Annotated in this window: 18 protein-coding genes and 1 tRNA gene; 12 read left to right on the forward strand and 7 right to left on the reverse strand. The window is 65.9% G+C overall.

Annotated features, from left to right (window positions below):
- Positions 1–17: 17 nt before the first annotated feature.
- Complete coding sequence (locus EN869_RS21345) at positions 18–1,217, reverse strand: hypothetical protein (protein WP_127227685.1); 1,200 nt, start codon at positions 1,215–1,217, stop codon at positions 18–20.
- A 340-nt stretch (positions 1,218–1,557) separates the two neighbouring features.
- Here EN869_RS21345 and EN869_RS21350 point away from each other — a divergent pair.
- From EN869_RS21350 to EN869_RS21390, 9 genes are all read left to right on the forward strand, one after another.
- Positions 1,558–1,633: transfer RNA gene (locus EN869_RS21350), tRNA-Thr, on the forward strand.
- Between the two features lie 105 nt (positions 1,634–1,738).
- Positions 1,739–1,927, forward strand: a complete 189-nt coding sequence (locus tag EN869_RS21355) for a YodC family protein (protein ID WP_127227686.1) — start codon at positions 1,739–1,741, stop codon at positions 1,925–1,927.
- A gap of 141 nt (positions 1,928–2,068) precedes the next feature.
- Complete coding sequence (locus EN869_RS21360) at positions 2,069–2,497, forward strand: EF-hand domain-containing protein (protein WP_127227687.1); 429 nt, start codon at positions 2,069–2,071, stop codon at positions 2,495–2,497.
- A 45-nt stretch (positions 2,498–2,542) separates the two neighbouring features.
- The gene (locus tag EN869_RS21365; RefSeq protein ID WP_127227688.1) at positions 2,543–3,085 is read left to right on the forward strand and encodes an RNA polymerase sigma factor; all 543 of its coding nucleotides are present in this window, start codon (positions 2,543–2,545) and stop codon (positions 3,083–3,085) included.
- A gap of 74 nt (positions 3,086–3,159) precedes the next feature.
- Positions 3,160–3,609: a hypothetical protein gene (locus tag EN869_RS21370; RefSeq protein ID WP_127227689.1), complete on the forward strand. Its 450-nt coding sequence runs from the start codon at positions 3,160–3,162 to the stop codon at positions 3,607–3,609.
- Positions 3,606–4,040, forward strand: a complete 435-nt coding sequence (locus EN869_RS21375; RefSeq protein WP_127227690.1) for a periplasmic heavy metal sensor — start codon at positions 3,606–3,608, stop codon at positions 4,038–4,040. The genes EN869_RS21370 and EN869_RS21375 overlap by 4 nt, the downstream gene beginning before the upstream one ends.
- 111 nt (positions 4,041–4,151) lie before the next feature.
- The gene (locus tag EN869_RS21380) at positions 4,152–4,439 is read left to right on the forward strand and encodes a hypothetical protein (RefSeq protein WP_127227691.1); all 288 of its coding nucleotides are present in this window, start codon (positions 4,152–4,154) and stop codon (positions 4,437–4,439) included.
- 117 nt (positions 4,440–4,556) lie between these two features.
- Positions 4,557–6,008, forward strand: coding sequence for a DUF1800 family protein (locus EN869_RS21385; protein WP_127227692.1), 1,452 nt, complete (start codon positions 4,557–4,559; stop codon positions 6,006–6,008).
- Between the two features lie 81 nt (positions 6,009–6,089).
- Positions 6,090–7,328 carry a DUF1501 domain-containing protein gene (locus EN869_RS21390; protein ID WP_127227693.1) on the forward strand — a complete coding sequence of 413 codons (1,239 nt, stop codon included), beginning with the start codon at positions 6,090–6,092 and terminating at the stop codon, positions 7,326–7,328.
- Between the two features lie 397 nt (positions 7,329–7,725).
- Here the strand turns inward: EN869_RS21390 and EN869_RS21400 are convergent, their stop codons facing one another.
- On the reverse strand, positions 7,726–7,995 hold the full coding sequence (locus EN869_RS21400) for a hypothetical protein (protein WP_127227694.1): 270 nt from the start codon (positions 7,993–7,995) through the stop codon (positions 7,726–7,728).
- Positions 7,996–8,264: 269 nt separating this feature from the next.
- Between EN869_RS21400 and EN869_RS21405 the strand changes: the two genes are divergently transcribed.
- A complete protein-coding gene (locus EN869_RS21405) occupies positions 8,265–8,711 on the forward strand; it encodes a pyridoxamine 5'-phosphate oxidase family protein (protein ID WP_127227846.1) in 447 nt (148 codons plus the stop codon).
- A 12-nt stretch (positions 8,712–8,723) separates the two neighbouring features.
- Here the strand turns inward: EN869_RS21405 and EN869_RS21410 are convergent, their stop codons facing one another.
- The 5 genes from EN869_RS21410 to EN869_RS21430 are packed head-to-tail and all read right to left on the reverse strand — an operon-like array spanning position 8,724 to position 15,359.
- Positions 8,724–10,307 (reverse strand): indolepyruvate oxidoreductase subunit beta family protein, encoded by a 1,584-nt coding sequence (locus tag EN869_RS21410; RefSeq protein WP_127227695.1) that lies wholly within the window; start codon positions 10,305–10,307, stop codon positions 8,724–8,726.
- A complete protein-coding gene (locus EN869_RS21415; RefSeq protein WP_127395042.1) occupies positions 10,300–12,453 on the reverse strand; it encodes an indolepyruvate ferredoxin oxidoreductase subunit alpha in 2,154 nt (717 codons plus the stop codon). The genes EN869_RS21410 and EN869_RS21415 overlap by 8 nt, the downstream gene beginning before the upstream one ends.
- A 44-nt stretch (positions 12,454–12,497) precedes the next feature.
- Entirely contained in the window at positions 12,498–12,980 is a 483-nt protein-coding gene (locus EN869_RS21420; protein ID WP_127227697.1) for a MarR family transcriptional regulator, read from the reverse strand.
- Positions 12,980–14,551, reverse strand: coding sequence for an NAD(P)/FAD-dependent oxidoreductase (locus EN869_RS21425; protein ID WP_127227698.1), 1,572 nt, complete (start codon positions 14,549–14,551; stop codon positions 12,980–12,982). The genes EN869_RS21420 and EN869_RS21425 overlap by 1 nt, the downstream gene beginning before the upstream one ends.
- Positions 14,552–14,567: 16 nt before the next feature.
- Positions 14,568–15,359: a cyclase family protein gene (locus EN869_RS21430; RefSeq protein ID WP_127227699.1), complete on the reverse strand. Its 792-nt coding sequence runs from the start codon at positions 15,357–15,359 to the stop codon at positions 14,568–14,570.
- A gap of 121 nt (positions 15,360–15,480) precedes the next feature.
- Between EN869_RS21430 and EN869_RS21435 the strand changes: the two genes are divergently transcribed.
- Both EN869_RS21435 and EN869_RS21440 read left to right on the forward strand, forming a co-directional pair.
- Positions 15,481–17,055 carry an NAD(P)/FAD-dependent oxidoreductase gene (locus EN869_RS21435; protein ID WP_127227700.1) on the forward strand — a complete coding sequence of 525 codons (1,575 nt, stop codon included), beginning with the start codon at positions 15,481–15,483 and terminating at the stop codon, positions 17,053–17,055.
- Positions 17,056–17,145: 90 nt separating this feature from the next.
- On the forward strand, positions 17,146–18,672 hold the full coding sequence (locus tag EN869_RS21440; protein ID WP_127227701.1) for an ABC transporter substrate-binding protein: 1,527 nt from the start codon (positions 17,146–17,148) through the stop codon (positions 18,670–18,672).
- Positions 18,673–18,835: the final 163 nt, after the last annotated feature.

The raw sequence follows: 18,835 nt of genomic DNA on the forward strand, positions 1-18,835 counted from the left end.
TGGGTAGAGCGGCGCGCTCACTCCGCGATCGAAACGCGGATCTCGTAGATATCGACCGACTTGCCCTTCTGGTCGAAGTCGGAGTTGACGGCGATGGTGCCGGCGGCGCCCGGATGCTTGTTGGGGAACTGCACGTCGAACAGATATTCGTTGCGCTCATGGCCGACCGCGTAGCGCTTGCGGCCGCAATCGCCGAGGTCGCCGAAATTGCAGTCGATCGAGATCTGCGTCTCCTTGCCCTCTTCCGAGCGGGCGACGACGTCGAACACGGCATGCTTGCCGGCCAGCTTTTCCAGCACACCCTGGCCGACATCGAAGACGATGGCCGAACCGGAAGCGCCTGAGCGGATGCGCAGGAACTGGCCGGTGTCGTCCTTCATCACCTCGGCATTGGCGTCGGAAGGCGTGCTGACGCGGGTCGGGTCGGCCGGCGAAAAGACGTTGATCCAGTTCTTCGACTGGTCCGCCTGGCCTGTCTTCTGCGGCGAGCCGGGTTCGACCGGCTGCGAGGAGGAATCCTCGTCATCCAGCGTCGGCGTCGGTTCGGGCGGGCCGGTGTTGAGCTCTGCCGCCGTCTTGAAGACACCGGTCTGCTTGGCGAAATAGAGGCCGATGCCTGCGGCCGCGAGCAGCGTCGCGACGACGAAGATCGCGGTCAGCGGCAGCCGCCTGCCCCTGATGCGCCGCTCGTCGCGGTCGGGCGTGACCTCGGCGCCATTGCCGACCGGAGTGCCGGGCGAATCATCGAGCGACGGCGCGTCGGGAAGCGCATTCTCGTCCGGCATGATGTCGGGCACACGCGGCAGCACGCGCGAGCGCGGCTGGTCGGAATCATCGGGCTGGACCGGCCCGTCGACGGTGATCGAGGGCGACGGCGCGGTCTGCGATGGCGGCAGCGGCGCATCGACCGGAGGCGCGGCCGAATCGGCAGGAGCCTCGACGCCAGGAGCCGGCGCGGCACTGCCGGCCGGCGCGACGTTTTCCGGCGGCAGCGTCACATCGGGGACGGCCGGCAGGAACTCGGATTCGATCTCGGTGATCTTGGCCTGCACCGCCTTGCGGCGGCTGATTGCGGCCTCGACGGTGACGTTCGGATTGGCCTGCAACACGCGGTCGAGCGCGGCAAAGGCCGATCGATAGACCTTCTCGCGAAACGCCCGGTCCTCGGCATTGCCTTTCTCGAAGGCATTGCGGATCGCTTTCTCGATGGCGTCCAAGCGAGCTCCCTCTCAGCGTCCGCTCCCGGTTGCCCGATCGTTAGCCGCAGGCGACCGATCAATCAACGGGCGGGCGGCTGCCTTGCCGCATTCAAAACCATTTCGGCATTTTTTGTTGAAGAATCAACATTTTTCCTCGCAGGCGCTGCCGCAATCCATCGGCAGAGCCGCCATTCACAAGCTGGCTCGCAGGCTGCCACAGGCCTCGGCCGCTTCCGTTGCGCGCTAACCGTATACGGGAATTGCCGGGCTCAGGGCCGGAATTCGCCGCTGCCCATCTTGAATTAGCGAGCGGTTGAGTCTATCACCCAGCGCATTCTGGAAGCGCGATGCTTCCCGGGCCGCTTTAGCTCAGTTGGTAGAGCACATCATTCGTAATGATGGGGTCGCGTGTTCGAGTCACGCAAGCGGCACCAGTTTTCCTTGCGTTTCCTGCTTCCGCACAACGCCTCGGCGCATCTCGGCCATTGTCGGGAATCGCCGTTGGTGGGACACTCCCTTTGTCAGCATGGGAGGTCGAAATGCCCAATAGTTTCAAGACCGGAGACGTCGTCAGGCTGAAGTCCGGAGGCCCGCAAATGACCGTCAGCGACGGGGCGGCCTCGGGCATGTATCTGTGCCACTGGTTCAACCGCGAGGGCGACGTCTGGATCCCGCAGCATGCCGGCTTCAAGCCGGACCAACTGGTGATGGTCGATCAACCGAGGTAGATTTTACCCGGAAGTAGCTCGTTTCCGGCTTGGCCGGAGATGGCTTTTTGTGTCGCTGAACGACCGACGGATTTTGCTCTGCCCCGCGTTTAACGGCTGAAGCGTAGCCGCCAATGGCCGCGCCCAACCGGAGACGAGAGCATGATCCGCCCTACCCTATTCATCGTTGCCCTTGGTTTGCAGACCGCGGCCGCGGTCGCGCAGACGACGACGTCGACACCTACCCCTGCACCGGCCCCGACCAGCTCGGCTCCCGCCGCCGCCAAGTCCGGCCTGACGCTGGAGAAGTTCGAGAAGCGGCGGGAAAAGGCTTTCATGCGGGCCGACACCGACAACGACGGCAAGGTCAGCCTCGCGGAATGGACCGCTTTCCAGAGCGCGCGCAAGGCCAAGGGCGATCCGGCTAAAACCTTCGCGCACCTGGACACCAACAAGGACGGCTTCGTCGATAAGGCTGAGCTCGACGCCTTCCTGGCAAAACGCTTCGCCAAGCTCGACAAGAACGGAGACGGCGTGCTCAGCGACGACGAGAGGCCGGGCCACAAATCCGCTTCCAATGAGGAGCAATGACCAAGAGGCTATGCTGCATAATGACAGTCGCGAGCGCCTTGATTGATGGGCGCCGATCCGGACGAGGAACTGGTACGGCGCATCGGCGCCGGCGACCCCGCCGCCGTGCAGGCGATGGTGGCGCGCAAGCTGCCGCGCGTGCTGGGGCTGGCCAGGCGGATGCTGGGCGACGCGGCGGAGGCCGAGGATGTCGCCCAGGAGACTTTCGTGCGCATCTGGCGCCACGCCTCGGGCTGGCGCTGGAAGGGCGCGCGCTTCGACACCTGGGTCCACCGCGTCGCGCTCAACCTTTGCTACGACCGGCTGCGGCGCCGGCGCGAATGGGTAACGGACGAGCTGCCGGAGGTAGCCGATGAGACGCCGCTTCCGGATGCCCTGCCGGGCGATGAAGAGCGGCGGGTCAGCCAGGCCCTGCAGCGCATCGCGCCGCGCCAGCGCGAGGCGATCGTGCTGGTGTATTATCAGGACCTGTCCAACATCGAGGCCGCCAGCGCCATGCGGGTCAGCGTCGATGCATTGGAAAGCCTGCTCGCGCGGGGCCGCCGCGCCTTGCAGGCGATGCTCGTCGGAGACGATGGCGATGACTGAGACAGCAAGGGAACTGGCGGCCTCGCGGATGAGGACGTGGGGGGCCACGTCAAGACGGTGGAAGGGGGAACGAGATGGCTGAGAAGACTACGAAAGGGCTGATGGATGCAGCGCGCTTCGCCGTGTTGGCGGACGCCTATGGCAGCGCCCTGCACCGCTGGCCGCAGGCCGAGCAGGCCGCCGCCACGCTGTTTGCCGAGACCAATCAAGGCCGCGCCATTCTGCGGCGCGCCGGCAGGCTCGACGCCGTGCTCGACCGGCATCGCGTCGAGGCCCCTAGCCCAGCGCTCTATGGCGCGATCGTCGCCAGGGCGACGGCAGACGTCAGGCAAGGGCGCCGTCGGCGGTTCTGGTGGCTGGGCTTCGGGCTTGCCGGCGTCGGTCTCGCCGGCGCCGTGGCCGGCCTGGCGCTGGTCACCGTGGTCAATCCGGATATCCAGTCCGACCATTATGTGATGGACGCCAATGCGACGTCGTTCGGCGATGCCGGTCCCGACGCCGACCAGACCGAGGAGGACCTATGAACCCCCGTCTCGTCGCCGCATCCCTGGTGCTCAACGTCTTTCTAATCGGCGCGCTCGCCGGCGGAGCCGGCTGGCTGATCGGTAAATCCAATCCGGGCTATTCGCTGGAATCGGCGGGGGGCAGGCTGCCCGCCGCCGACCGCAAGGCCTTCCGCCAGGCGCTGCGCGAGGTGCGCCGCGACTCCCGCGACGTCATCCTCGATGGCCAGGCCGCGCGGCGCGAGGCCGCCAGCCTCCTGCAACAGCCGACCCTCGACCGTGCCGCGCTTGCCGCCGCCCTGGAGCGGGCGCGCAACGCCGATGCCACCATCCGCACGCGGCTGGAACAGCGCATCATCGACTTCGCGGCGTCGAGCTCGCCTGAGGATCGCCAACTGCTGGCGGATGCCCTGCTTCGACGCGCCGGCAGGCCGGCAAAAAAATCGCCATAGGCAGCGACGGAAAGGGCGAACACGCTCCGTTCAAGGGAAAGAGGGACAGGCCTGCCGTCCATCGATGCCGGCAGGTTCTCTTCAACCTCGAAACCCTTTCGGGAGTATCCCATGAAACGTCTGACGAAATATTCGCTCGCGGCAGCGCTCGCCATCGGCGGGACGGCCGCGGCAAGTGCTGCCTCGGCGATGCCGGTCGCACCGGTCGCGCCGGCGCCCGCAATGATTGAGCATGTCGCCTGGGGCTGCGGTCCGGGTTGGCATCCCAACTACTGGGGCCGCTGCGTGCCCAATCGCCGCGTGATCTATCCCGGCTATTATTACTGGGGCGGACCGCGCGTCTATATCGGCCCGGTCTGGCATCCGTACCACCGCTGGCACCACTTGCGCCGCTGGTAAGAACCGCCTCGTGATGCCGGTGCTGCGGCCGGCATCATGAGCGCCCTTTAGCGATCCCTGGAACATGCCGGCCGGCGCAATCCCTTGAATTCGAGCCGGCTTCGAACGGAGGCTTCGTTGGCCGCACCGGTTTCAAATCCCGTACCACCGGATAAAGCCCTGGTCGCGCTTCACCGCTTCGGCCTCGGCGCAAGACCGGGCGACGAGCTCGGCAAGATCGCCGCCGATCCGCGCGGCTACCTCAAGGCAGAGGTCAAGCAGCAGGATATCACGCTCATCCCTCCCGACGATCCGCGCAATGCCGGGCTGCTCGACAGCACCGCGGCGATCCAGGCCAGCATGGCGGCCGCCATGGAGCGCAAGGCGGCGCGGGACGAGAAGGCGGCGGTGGCCATGCAGCCGGCGGATGATCCAGCCGGCCCGGCCATGGCAAAAGCCAGGCCCGCGGTGCCGCGTATCGAGGCCGATATCTACCGCGACGAGGCACAGGCGCGTTTCGACAAGGCACTTGCCGCGACGCCCGGCTTCGTCGAGCGTCTGGTCGGCTTCTGGTCGAACCATTTCTGCGTCTCAGCCGCCAAGGCCCCGGTGGTGCGGGCGAGCGCCGGCGCCTTCGAGCGCGAGGCAATTCGCCCCTTCGTGCTCGGCCGTTTCGCCGATATGCTCTTGGCGGTCGAGCATCATCCGGCGATGCTTTTCTATCTCGACAACCAGCAGTCGATCGGGCCGGACTCGCGCGCCGGCCGGCGGCGCGGACGCGGCCTCAACGAGAACCTTGCCCGCGAGATCCTGGAGCTGCATACGCTGGGCGTCGGCAGCGGCTATGCCCAGGCCGACGTCACCAGCTTCGCCGACATGCTGACCGGCTGGACCATGGCAGGCCGCGAGGGACGTCTGGGAGAACCCGGCACGTTCGTCTTCAACCCCAATGCGCATCAGCCGGGCGAGGCAATGCTGCTCGGCAAGACCTATCCGGGCGGCGGCATGGGCCAGGCAGAGGCAGCGCTCAACGACATTGCACGCCACCCGGCCACCGCGCGGCACATTGCCAACAAGCTTGCCCGGCATTTCATCGCCGACGATCCGCCGCCTGCGGCTGTCGCTCGCCTGGCCGCGGTCTTCACCAAGACCGACGGCGATCTGCGCTCGATCGCCTTGACGCTGATCGATTTGCCAGAAGCCTGGTCGGCGCCGCTCACGAAGCTGCTCACGCCATTGGACTATGTGGTCGCGTTGCGGCGCGCGGTCGGCCCCTCCACCGGCAACGAACCGCAACGGTCGCTGCGCTGGCTGAGGGCGCTCGGTCAACCGCTGTGGCAGCCGCCGGGGCCGAACGGCTTTTCCGACCAGACGGATGCATGGGCTTCCGCCGAGGGCCTCAAGACGCGGCTGGACATCGCCTGGCAGGCCGCGAAGCAGGCGAACGATATCGGCGATCCGGACGAGACGCTGGCGTCGCTGATCGGCAATTCCGTTTCGGCCGAGACACGGCAGGCGATTTCGCGCGCCGAGTCCAAACAGCAGAGCCTGGCGCTGCTGCTGATGGCGCCCGAGTTCCAACGGCGGTGACCTGGAGCAATTCCACGAAAAGTGTGCAGCGGCTTTCCGTCCGGAATTGCGTAAAAACAAAGAGTTAGTGGAGATGCGGCCATGAGCCTTCTTTGCGAAACCCCTAATCCATCCCGCCGGGCGGTACTGATGACCGGCGGCGCGCTGTTCGCCTGGGCTTATCTGCCGCGCTTTGCCCGCGCGGCCGACAACCGCGATCCACGCCTGATCGTTATCTTGCTGCGCGGCGCTCTGGACGGGCTGTCGACGGTCGGGCCGGTCGGCGACCCGGACTATGCCGGCCTGCATGGCGACATCGCGCTTTCGCTCTCAGGCGCCAACCCGGCATTGCCGCTTGACGGTTTCTTCGCCGTCAACCCGGCAATGCCGGTGTTTGCGCGCCTTTTCAAGGCCGGCCAGGCGGCGGTGGTGCATGCGGCGGCGACCGGCTATCGCGACCGCTCGCATTTCGACGGCCAGGACGTGCTGGAGAGCGGCCTCCCCGGCCCCGGCAATGCGACAACCGGCTGGCTCAACCGAGCTTTGGCCAACCTGCCGGCGGGCGACAGGATCGCGAAGGCCGGCGGGCTGGCGGTCGGGCCTTCGACGCCGCTGGTGATCCGCGGTGCCGCCCCCGTTCTCGGCTGGGCGCCGCAGGCGCTGCCGACCCCCGGCGACGCCTTGGCCGAGCGCGTGCTCGACCTCTACAACCATCGCGATCCGGTGCTGGCTGCAGCCCTGCAGAAAGGTCTCGACGCCGACCGGATGGCGATGGGCGACCAGCTCGACGGCCAGACGATGAATCCGAAGGGCGGCCTCGGCAATGCCGCCGGCATGCGGCAGTCGGCGCAAGGCGCCGCGCGGCTGATGGCGGCCGATGACGGCCCGCGCATCGCCGCGCTCGCCTTCGACGGCTGGGACACACATGTCAACGAAGGCGGCGCCACCGGCCGGCTCGCCAACCTGCTCGGCGGCCTCGACGGCGCCTTCGAGGAATTCGAGAAAGGGCTGAGCGAACGCTGGAAAGACACGGCAATCGTCGCCATCACCGAATTCGGCCGCACGGCGCGCATCAACGGCACGGTCGGCACCGACCACGGCACGGGCACGGTGGTGCTGCTCGCCGGCGGCGCGGTCAAAGGCGGCCGTGTCATCGCCGACTGGCCAGGACTGAAGCCGGCGCAGCTCTATGATGGCCGCGACCTTGCGCCGACCAGCGATGTGCGCGCGGTGCTGAAGGGGTTGCTGGCGGATCAGTTCGGATTGTCCGCCGCGGTGCTCGGCGACAAGGTGTTTCCGGAGTCGGCGGCGGTGAAGCCGATGCGGGATCTGGTGATGTGAGCCTCGACTTGGCCCATCGGTGACAGGCGCCAAGTGTCTGTCAATTTGTCCTGGGACGAAGCAATGCAAAATGAGATCGGTCGCGATCCTTCGCGCCCCCCTCTGTCCTACCGGACATCTCCCCCACGAGGGGGGAAGATTGGCAGCTGCGGCGCTCCGCCCAAATCTACGACGTACAAGATTGGCGAAAGCGGGCGTGACGGCTGATCTCCCCCCTTGTGGGGGAGATGTCCGGCAGGACAGAGGGGGGCGCTGTCCCGCCGAGGTCTCAAAGCCTCTCCACCACTGCAACGCGCTTAAGCTACGGACGCGAATGACCGAACTTCGCCCCTGTTAGGACAAAAAAAGCCCGCGCCGTTGCCAGCGCGGGCTTTCTCGTCGCTCTCCAAAGCGATCATCAACTCCAGAAACCCGGGTGCCAGCGGCCGTGATACCAGAAGCCGGGGTGCCAATGGCGCACATGCATCGGGCGGATGATCACCCGGCCGTTCGGCACGCACCTGCCCCAGCGGTTCATGTGCCAGCCGGGGCCGCAGCGCCAGCCGACGGTCTCGATCGGCAGCGGGGCGGCACCCGGCTTGACAAGCGGCATGGCCTGCGAGCCGACGCCGGGCAGCATCAAAGTGCCGGCGGTCAAGGCAATGGGCAGCAAGTGTTTTGTGAACATGCTTCTCTCCGTAATTCGTCCCTACCTCCCTGAAACGGAGGACCGGGGCGAAATCCGTCGGAGCGGGATGGATCACATGTTCGTTAGATCGGTTCGCGGCAGCGCCGGTCGATTGTTTCGATCCGAAGCGATCGGTCTCGCAGACCCTCGGCACCATATCGAATTGATCCATATCAATGAGCCTGGACGCGTCTCGCACTAGGGTCGATGAGAAGCGACCGACGGAGATCGTCAAGACCGAAGGCCCGCTGAAACAGGAGATCACACCGATGATGATCCGCACGCTCTCCACCTTGGAATGCACGAAAATGCTGGCGGCAAACCGCACTGGACATCTGGCATGCGCGAAGGACGGACAACCCTATGTCGTGCCCTTCAACTACGCCTACGCCGACAGCCACCTCTACGCCTTTTCCCTGCTCGGCAAGAAGATCGACTGGATGCGGGAGAATCCCCTGGTGTGCGCGCAGGTGGGAGAACACACGCAGGGGCGCGGTTGGCGAAGCGTGATCGTCGAGGGCCGCTATGAGGAACTGCCGGACCGGGTCGGCCACAAGGTTCAGCGCGACCACGCCTGGGCGGTGTTGAGCAAGCATACGGAGTGGTGGGAACCGGGCGCGCTCAAGCCCGTCACGCCACCCCCGTCGGACAGCCTGCCGCACGTCTTTTTCCGGATCCTCGTCGAGCAGGTCTCGGGACGAGAGGCTTCTGAATAAGCAGCTCGACGCTTATTGAACCCGGCTGTCGCCCAGCGTCGCCACCGTCTTCAGCGCGCCATCCAGCATCTCGCCCTTTTCGTCCTTCAGCGCGGCCTCGCGCAGGCGGCGGATCCAGTCGGCGGCGTCGTCGCGGCCCTTGAGCATGGGCAGCGCCGAGAGCACGCGGTCGAATTTCGACTGGGCGCGGGCATGGGTGTCGCTGTAGCCCTTGATCAGGCGGCGGCAGTTCAGGATCTCGGTGGCCAAAGCGTAGTCCTGGCGAGCGTGGCTCAGCGCCAGTTCGTACCAGCGCTCCAGATGCTCGACCTCGACCTTGTGGCGTAGCAGAGCGCGACGCCAGCGGCGCAGTCCGCCGATGAACCACAGCGTCGCAAAACCAGTGAAACTGTCGGTGCGGATGTGACGGCCGCGATTGATGCGGCGGTCGAGGAAGGCGGCGAGTTTCGGCCGGCTCTCGATATAGCTGCCAAGGCCTGCCGGCAGAGTGCCGCAGAACTCCTCGATGCGCGGATGGAAATATTCGGTGACCTGCAGCACCGCGCCTTCCTTGACGCCGATCTCCTTGCGCACCCGCTTGTCGCGCGTCGAGCGCGTCTTCAGATCGGCGACGCGGATCATATCGTCATAGCACATGGCGTTGGCGAGATGCTTTCCCGCGGCGATCGACAGCGCATAGTTACGTTCCGGCGTATCCAGCGCGAGCGCCTTGTCCAGCCGGTCGAGATATTCGCCGCCATAGGCGATGTCCTGGAAGTCGACGACCTTCTTCAGGCCGCGTTCGGCCATGTCGCGCACCGGCTCCGGCAGCGCCGCGACGCGGGCGGCGAGACCCTGCCACCCCTTCAGCAGGGTTTCCGGGCCGCTGACCTTTGGCGTCAGCTGGGCTTCGGAAGCGGCAGGCGCCGCTGCCTTATCGTCGGCTGGCGCGGCCGCGATGCCGCGCGCTCGGTCGCAGGCGGCGCCGAAGGCGGCGAGGCTCGCCTTGACGCCACGGCCGCCGGCGCCGATCGCCTGTTCGTAGTTTTCGCGCGGGAACGGCAGCGCGTCGGAGCCGGCCAGCGCGCCGAGCAGGCTGGCCGAGATCATGGTGCCGTTGTCGGCGGCGATCTTTTCCATGTCGAAGGCGATGAAGCGCTTGGCCGCCGCTTGCGCCGTCGCGTGCACTTTTTCCGACGAGGCGCGACCATCGCCCGGCTCGATCTTTTCCGAGACGGCGGGGATGCGATGCGATGAGGTGATCAGCGTGGTGCGCTCGGGCGTGACGAAGCCGCGGATGATGGCGCGACCGGCTTCCATCAGCTCGGCGGCGATCAGGATATCGACGTCACCCTGCGAGGGCGACAGCGCGAAGACCGGCAGGCGGCCGGTGTCGCGGGCCATCTCGATATAGTAGATCGTGGCGCCGGTACGCTGGGCGACGCCCGCCACGGATGTCGACTGGGCTATGTAGCCGCTGCGCTCGGCGACGTCGGTGATCCAGTCGGCGAGCACGCCGCCGCCCTGGCCGCCTACGGCGAGCACGGCGAGCTTTATCACCCGCTCGTCGTTTGAAGCGCCCGTCTTCGGGCGCAGCGGTGCACTGGGGTCAAGCATCGGCGAACATCAAACGGCGGCTCTCGCGGCGCCGCTGCAACAGGCCGATCACGGCGCGGCGCGCGCTTTCCAGGAAGCGGTCCCAGCGGCCGGGATTGTGGACGACGTCGGCGCGGTAGAAGGACGGGCAGAGCACGGCGGCATCCGCCACCTCGCCGCAATTGCCGCAGCCGACGCAGTTCTGGTCGATCGATGCGACAGGATCGTCCCGCAGCGGATCGTCGAGTGTCTTCACCGAGAGCGACGGACAGCCGGAGAGGCGCATGCAGGCGTGGTCGCCGGTGCAGATGTCCTCGTCGACGCCGAATTTCGGCTTGACCACCCGCTCGCCGCCCTTGATCGCCTTGTCGACCAGCGGCTTTTCGCGGCGCTGGCGGTTCAGCATGCATTCGGAAGAGGCTACGATGACCTTCGGCCCCTTCTCGTCGGTGGTCAGCGCCTCGCGCAAAGTGGCCTGCATCTTGCCGACATCATAGGTGCGGTCGATGTGGCGCAGCCATTTGACGCCCATGCCTTTCACCGCTTCGGTGATCGGATGTTTCGTGGACTTGGTGCGGTTCGAAGCGCGCGACGACAGGATGTCCTGGCCGCCGGTGGCGGCCGAGTAGAAATTGTCGACGATGACGATGACGCCGTCATTCCGGTTGAAGACGGCGTTGCCGATCGATGAGGTCAGGCCATTGTGCCAGAAGCCGCCGTCGCCGACGAAAGAGATCGACCGGCGTTTTGCTTCCGGCGAGTTGAAGGCGGAGGCCGAGGCCGGCCCTAGCCCGTAGCCCATGGTGGTGGCGCCGAGCTCGAAGGGCGGCATGATCGAGAACAGATGGCAACCGATGTCGGAAGCGATGTGGTGCTTGCCAAGCTCCTGCTCGACCAGCTTGGTCGCGGCGAAGATCGGCCGCTCGGGGCAACCGATGCAGAAGCCTGGCGGGCGGCCCGGGACGACATTGGTGAGATCGGCGGTATCGACGCCCTCACCCGTTTTGTTCGGAGCACGCACCTCGCCCGGCAAGAGATGCGGAGCGTTGGCGCGCAGGAAGGAGCCGATGCCGTCGAGCATGACCTGGCCGGTATATTCGCCGGCCATCGGCAGATCCTCCTTGCCGACCAGTTTCGTGCCGCGCCCGGCCTTGTGCAGCATGGCTGCGAAAGCCTGCTCGATATAGTTGGGCTGGCCTTCCTCGACGACCAGCACGGCCTGCTTGCCTTCGCAGAAGGACAGGAACTCGTCGTCCACCAGCGGATAGACGGCGTTCAGCACGTAGAGGGGGACGTCGGTGTCGCCATAGGTGTCGGCAAGGCCGAGCCGCTGCAGCGCGCGGATGACCGAATTATACATGCCGCCCTGCATGACGATGCCGACCGAGCCGTGGTCCGGCCCGAACATCTCGTTGATCTTGCGGCTCTTGATGAAATCGACCGCCGCCGGCCAGCGCTTGGCGACCTTCTCCTTCTCGTGCAGGAAGGAGGCGGGCGGCAGGACGATGCGACCCGTGTCGCGGCGCGGCGCGGACAGCGCGTCGGCGACCGACATTGGCGGACGCTTGTTGTCCTTGGCGATGAAGTGGCCGTGGACGTGGCAGCAGCGGATACGCACCTGCAGCATCACCGGCGTGTTGGAGGCCTCCGACAATTCGAAGCCGTCCTCGACCGCCTTGACGATCGAGGGCAGGTTCGGGCGCGGGTCGAGCAGCCAGACCTGGCTCTTCATGGCAAAGGCGTGGCTGCGCTCCTGCATGATCGAGGAGCCTTCGCCATAGTCCTCGCCGACGATGATCAGCGCGCCGCCGGTGACGCCGCCGGACGCCAGATTGGCCAGCGCGTCGGAAGCAACATTGGTACCGACGGTCGACTTGAAGGTGGCGGCACCACGGATCGGATAATGCACGGAGGCCGCAAGCATGGCGGTTGCAGTCGCTTCCGAGGCGCTCGCCTCGAAATGCACGCCGAGTTCGCCCAGAATGTCCTGCGCGTCGGCAAGCACGTCCATCAGATGACTGATCGGCGCGCCCTGATAGCCGCCGACATAGCCGACGCCGCACTGCAAGAGCGCCTTGGTGATGGCGAGGATGCCCTCGCCGGCGAACTCCTCGCCGGCGCCCAGCCTCAGCTTTTCGACTTCCTTGGCAAAAGACCGTTCGGCCATGTCTGCCTCCTTCCGTTGCCGCCGTTGCCGGGCGGCGCGTACATCTAGATTTCGTGTCTGCGGATGTTCTTCAGCATTTTCTGGAGCGTCGCGATCAGCGCCGCATATTCGGCATCGTCGACACCATCGAACATCGCCTCGAACGCGTCGTGCATCGCCGGCCAGGCGCGGGTGAACAGCGCGCGGCCGTCATCGGTCAGGAACACATGGCGGAAGCGGCTGTCGGTCACGCCCTGCTCGCGGCGCACCAGGCCCTGGCCTTCCAGCGTGTCGAGCGTGCGGCTAAGCGTCGATTGCTCGATCACCGTGTAGACCGAGAGGTCATTGACGGTGACGCCGTCGGTGACGGAAAGCACGGCCAGCGTCCGCACCTGCGGGATGGTCAGGCCCTGCTTGCGGAAATCGTCGCGCAAAGTGGCGTTGTAGCGGCCCATGATGCGGTTCATCAGATAGGGCGCGAATTGCTGCAGGCCGATCTGGCCGAGGGTCGAGATGCGCTGGCGTTTTTCCGGGAGCTTCTGTTCCATCACAGCCTCCCCGCCAAAAGGAAACCGGAGCCGCCGCCGAGGCCGGCGCCCGGATGGGTCGAGGCGCCGATGTGGTAGAGGCCCTTGACGCCGGTCTCGTGGTTGCGGCTGGCCTTGAACGGCCGCCACAGGAAAGACTGGTCGATGGTCGACGAGCCGCCATAGGGATCGCCGCCGACGAGGTTGATGTTCATCGCTTCGAGATCGGCCGGCGAATAGGCGCGGCGCGCGATGATGGTCTCGCGAAAACCGTCGATATGGTTGGCGAGGATCGCCTCGACGCGGTCGGCATAGGCTTCGCGCAACGCCTCGGTCCAGCGGCCGTCGGCGGGCGTTTCGAGCTTGCCGGCGGCATCGCCCTTGATGTGGCGCGGCGCCTCCGGCAATTGCAGCCACAGGATCGCCTTGCCCTCCGGGCAGCGCGACGGGTCGAGCGCGTGCGGCTGGCCGACGCAGATGGTCGGCACCTGGGGCAGCAGGCCGCGCACCGCCTCGTTGCAGGCTTTGGAGACGCCGTCGAGCCCCGGCGTCAGATGCAGCAGCGCCACCTTGTCGAGGCCCTCGCCGCGCCAGGCGGGCGGCTTGTTCAGCGCATAATGGATCTGGAAATTGCCCTTGCCATAGCGATAGGCCTGCGTGGCCATGGTTGCCGCCTCCGGCGCGTCCCTGCCGAGCAGGCGGCCGTAAAGCTGTGTCGGCGTGACCGAGCAGATAACGCTCTTCGTAGCCGTCACCGTTTCGCCGGACGCGAGCCGCACGCCGGAGGCGCGGCCACCGGCCTGGACGATCGAGGCGACATCGGCATTGACGCGGATCTCACCGCCGCGTTCCCTTATCAGCCCCTCGAAGGCGGCGAGCAGATTCTTCGCGCCGCCCTTGACGATCGGCGCGCCTGCCGCCTCCAGGGCGAAGGCGATGACCTTGGCGATCTGGCCGGAGAAGGCGTCTTCCGGTCCGAGCCCGGCATGCAGCACCCAGGGGGCCCAGAGCGCGCGGACAGTATCGGATGTATAGGTCGTTTCCAGCCAGCCGCGCGCGGGCACCAGCGCCTCGCCCATGGAGGCGGCGAGGTTGCGCGGACCGCGCCGCCAGGCCTCGCCGGCGATGAGCTTGGTCGTCGGATAGGACCAGAGCGCGCCGCCGAGCAGGCCGAAGAGTAGCCCGGCATTGCGCTCGATGTCGCCGACATCGCCGCCATGGCGATCGCCGTCACCGGGCGCGATCCGGTTGAGCGCCGCGATATTGTTGGCGCGGTCGGTGGTGAGCACGGCATGGCTGCCATCCGGCATGAGCACGCCGGTGGGCGTCGCCGTGTGGCAGAATTCCAGCCCGTGCCGCGCAAGGTCCTTGCCGAGCGCGACAAAGGCCGGCGATGTAATGAACAGCACGAAGGTCGTCGCCATCACGTCATGGACGAAGCCGGGCACTGTCACCTCCTCGGTGCGCATGCAGCCGCCGATGCGGTCGTTGCGCTCGAGCACGAGCACCTTGGCGCCCTTGGCGCCAAGCATCGCCGCGCAGACCAGGGCGTTGATGCCGCTGCCGACGATGATGTGATCGACGTCGCTCATCGTCGTGGCCTTGGCTTTAACCCCGCGGCACCAGCGCCAGCGCGCGGATCGGGCTGCCGGTGCCGTGCTCGATCTTGAGCGGGGCAGCTATCAGGATCGCGCCTCTCGGCGGCAGCTGGTCGAGATTGCAGAGGCTCGCCAGGCCATAGCGGTTGGCCTTGTGCATCAGCGTGTGCGCCGGGAATGGCGGTTCCATGCCGCCGGCCTTGCCGGCATCGGTGCCGATCGTCTCCGAGCCCCAGCCCTTGATGTCCTTGCTGATCAGGAACTGGATGGCTTCCGCCGTCGGGCCCGGCGTGTGCGGGCCGGTCTCGTTGGCGTTGAGGAACTCGGCTTCGGAGCCGTTGCGCTTGTACCAGTCGGTGCGCATCACCACCCATTCGCCCGGATTGATGGCGCCGTGCTTGGCTTCCCAGGCCTTGATGTGGTCGACGGTGAGCAGGAAATCGTGATCGGCCGCGGCCTCTTTCGAGCAGTCGATGACGTTGACCGGGCCGACGAAATTCTGTGCCGGAATGGTGTCGGTGGCGCCGTCCGGATAGTCCTTGCCGGTGATCCAGTGCTGCGGCGCGTCGAAATGCGTGCCCGAATGCTCGCCGAGCTTCAGCCAGTTCCAGGCCCACCACGGACCGTTCTTGTCATATTTGGAAATAGCGTGGATCTCGACCTTCGGAGTATCGACGGCGAGCTCCGGCGGCAGCTTGATCAGCGGCGTGTTCGGTCCGAGCGGCGCCGTCAGGTCGACCACCTTGATGGCGCCCGAGAGCAGCTGGCCGGCGACCTCGCCGAGGAGTTTCTGCGTGTCCATGGTCTTTCGTTCCCTCTTTCTGGTGATCATCAAGGCTCGTTGCGGCCCTTAATATACCTACTAGACGAAAACATATGCATCTGCAATTATCTTTAAGCATAAAGCATTTTCGGGGCGGGGCGTGAGCGAGTTCGACGCCATCTTTGTCGGGGCGGGCCACAACAGTCTGGCATGCGCCGCGCATCTGGCGCTCAAGGGCTGGAAAATAGCGGTTTTCGAGCGCAACCAGACGATCGGCGGCGCTGTGCAAACCGGCGAATATACGCTTCCCGGCTTCCGGCACGATTTCGGCGCGATGAATCTGAGCCTGTTCGCCGGCTCCGCCTTCCACCGGAAATATGCAAATGAATTGAAAAGCCACGGGCTGGAGTTCGCGCCCGTGGCCGATTGTTTCGCCAGCGCCTTTCCGGACGGGAAGTGGTTCGGCGTCAGCAACGACGTCGAAAAGACCGCGTCCCGGCTGGCCGCCTTCTCCGCGGCGGACGCGGCCACATGGCGCCGGCTGGTGTCGGCCTTTCCGGGCGAAGCCGAGCATCTGTTCCGGCTGCTCGGATCGCCGATGAGCGCGAGGGCGCTGGCCGGCACGGGCTGGAATCTCTGGCGCAAGAAGGGCTTGGCCGGCGCGCTGGATACGGGACGACTGCTGCTCTCCTCGCCCCGCGCATGGCTGGAGGAAAACTTCGAGACGCCGCATGTGCGCACGACGCTCGCGGCCTGGGGCATGCATCTCGACTTCGCGCCCGACATCGCCGGGGGTGCTGTGTTCCCCTATCTGGAATCGATGGCCAACCAGAGTTTCGGCATGGTGCTGGGCAAGGGCGGCGCCGATACGATCATCCGCGCGCTGGCCAATATGGTGAAGGCGGCCGGCGGCCAGATCACGACCGGCGCGGATGTCGTCGAGATCACGGTTTCGGGCGGCAAGGCGAATGGGGTGCGGCTGGAATCGGGCGAAACCCATGTCGCGACCAAGGCCGTCATTGCGGGTGTCGCGCCGAAAGCGCTGACGGGCAAGCTGCTGCCCAACGGCTCCGGCGACGCCGGCTTCGACGCGGCGATGCAGAAATTCCGTCACGCGCCGGGCACGATGATGATCCATCTGGCGATGGACGACCTGCCGGACTGGAGCGCTGGCGCCGAGCTTCGCCGGTTCGCCTATGTGCATCTGGCGCCCTCGCTCGAAGCCATGTCGCGCACCTACCAGCAGGCGATCGCCGGCCTGCTGCCCGACCAGCCCGTGCTGGTCGTCGGCCAGCCGACGGCGGTCGATCCCTCGCGCGCGCCGCAGGGCAAGCATGTGCTGTGGGTGCAGGTGCGCATGCTGCCGGCGGAGATCCTCGGCGATGCAGCCGGCAAGATCGCCCCTGCCCATTGGGATGCGGTCAAGGACGCCTATGCCGAGCACGTGCTCGATATCATCGAGAGCTATGCGCCAGGTTTGAGGCAAAAGATTCTAGGCCGCGCGATCTTCTCGCCGCTCGACCTCGAGCGCGAAAACCCAAACCTCGTCGGCGGCGACCAGATCTGCGGCAGCCACCATCTGGCGCAGAATTTCCTTTTCCGTCCGGCGCGCTCCTTCGCACGCTGGAACACGCCGGTCTCGAACCTTTACCTCACCGGCGCGGCGACATGGCCGGGTGCCGGCGCGGGCGCGGGCTCCGGCTTCATGCTCGCCCAACAGCTGGGAGGAAGTTGAGCCGAAGAATTCCGGGATGGACAAGGCGCGGTTGCCCACCACCGAATGAAAACGCCGCGCGTACAATGACAACCAACAAGGGGAACGACCATGACCATCAACAGACGTGACTTGCTTGGATATGGCGCCGTGGCGCTGGGTGCCGCGACGCTCGGCCTGCCGAGGGCGGCCAAGGCGGCTGGCGAGCTCACCATCGCCTACAATGTCAACCTGCCGTCTTGGGATCCGACCACCGGCCCTTCCGCGGTCAACCCGACCATCCAGGGGCTCTACCAGTCGGTGTTCGACCAGATCATCGGTCAGAAGCCGGACCTCTCCTTCACGCCCGGGCTGCTCACCGAATGGGGCTGGAACGACGACCGCACCAAGGTGACGATGACGGTGCGCGAGGGCGTCAAATGGCATGATGGCTCGCCCTTCACGCCGGAAGACGTGGTGTGGTCGCTGACCCGCGCCGGCGACGAGAAGACCGGCAACCCGATCCAGTTCGTCTGGAAGAACGTCAATAATTTCAAGATCGACGGCAACAAGATCACCGGCGACGTCGTGCAGTTCGACCCGGTCTATTTCAAATGGATGTCGTTCCTGACCGGCTACATCCTGCCGAAGGCCTATTACGAGAAGGTCGGCGCCGAAGGTTTCGAGAAGGCGCCGATCGGCACCGGCCCCTATATGGTCGACAAGTTCGAGCGCAACGCCTTCCTGCGGCTCAAGGCCAATCCGAACTACTGGGGCACCAAGCCCGCTTTCGAGAATGTGACGATCAAGTTCGTCACCGACGCGGCGAGCCGTGTCGCCGAGATCGAATCCGGCTCCTCGCAGGTGACGCTCGAAATCCCCTATGAGGAATATGACCGCCTCATCAAGAAGAGCGGGCTCGCCGGCTCGATCAAGAACGTCTCCGACATCGGCATGATCTTCTTCAACGACATCGAGGCGATGCTGGACAAGAACGTCCGCCAAGCGGCCGTGATGGCGGTGGACAAGGAGCTTTTGGTCAAGCGGCTGCTTCGCGGCTACGGCCAGCCGATCGCAACGCTGGAGACGCCGGAATACACGGCCTTCGATCCTTCGATCAAGGTCGAGCACAACCCGGAGAAAGCCAAGGAATTGCTTGCCGCTTCCGGCTATTCGACCAAGAAGCCGGTCAAGTTCACCATACAGACCACCAAGGGCTTCAAGCCCAAGGACTATGAGATGATCCAGGCGATCGTCGGCATGTGGCGCAAGGTCGGCATCGAGGCCAATATCGAGGTCTATGAGATCGCTAAGCATTACGAGCTGCGCGCCGCGGACAAGCTGGCGCCGGCCGCCTTCTACAATTGGGGCAACTCCATCGGCGACCCGACCACCTCGACCGGTTTCGCCATGTACGGGCCGAGCCCGCATTCGGTGTGGGACAGCAAGGACCTTGTCGACATGATCAACCCGCTCTGGGGCGAGAAGGACGAGGCCAAGCGCATCGCCGGCTGGAAGGCGGTCGACAAATATATCGCCGAACAGGCCTACGTGCTGCCGCTGATCCAATATGCGCAGCCGATCGTGCATTCGAAGAAGGTCAATGTCGTCCAGCATGTGTCGGGCGCACTGCTGCCGGCGCTGATGACCCCGGCCTGATCGTCGGCCTTACCCCTGCCGGTCTTCGCCCGGCAGGCCGCCTCATCCGGCCGCTTCGCGGCCACCTTCTCCCCGGTGGGGAGAAGAGACTAGCTCAGCCTTCCGCGACCTCTTCTCCCCTCGGGGAGAAGGTGGCCCGAAGGGCCGGATGAGGGGGAGTCCG

The sequence above is a fragment of the Mesorhizobium sp. M2D.F.Ca.ET.226.01.1.1 genome, from assembly GCF_004022705.2.
Taxonomy (GTDB): domain Bacteria; phylum Pseudomonadota; class Alphaproteobacteria; order Rhizobiales; family Rhizobiaceae; genus Mesorhizobium.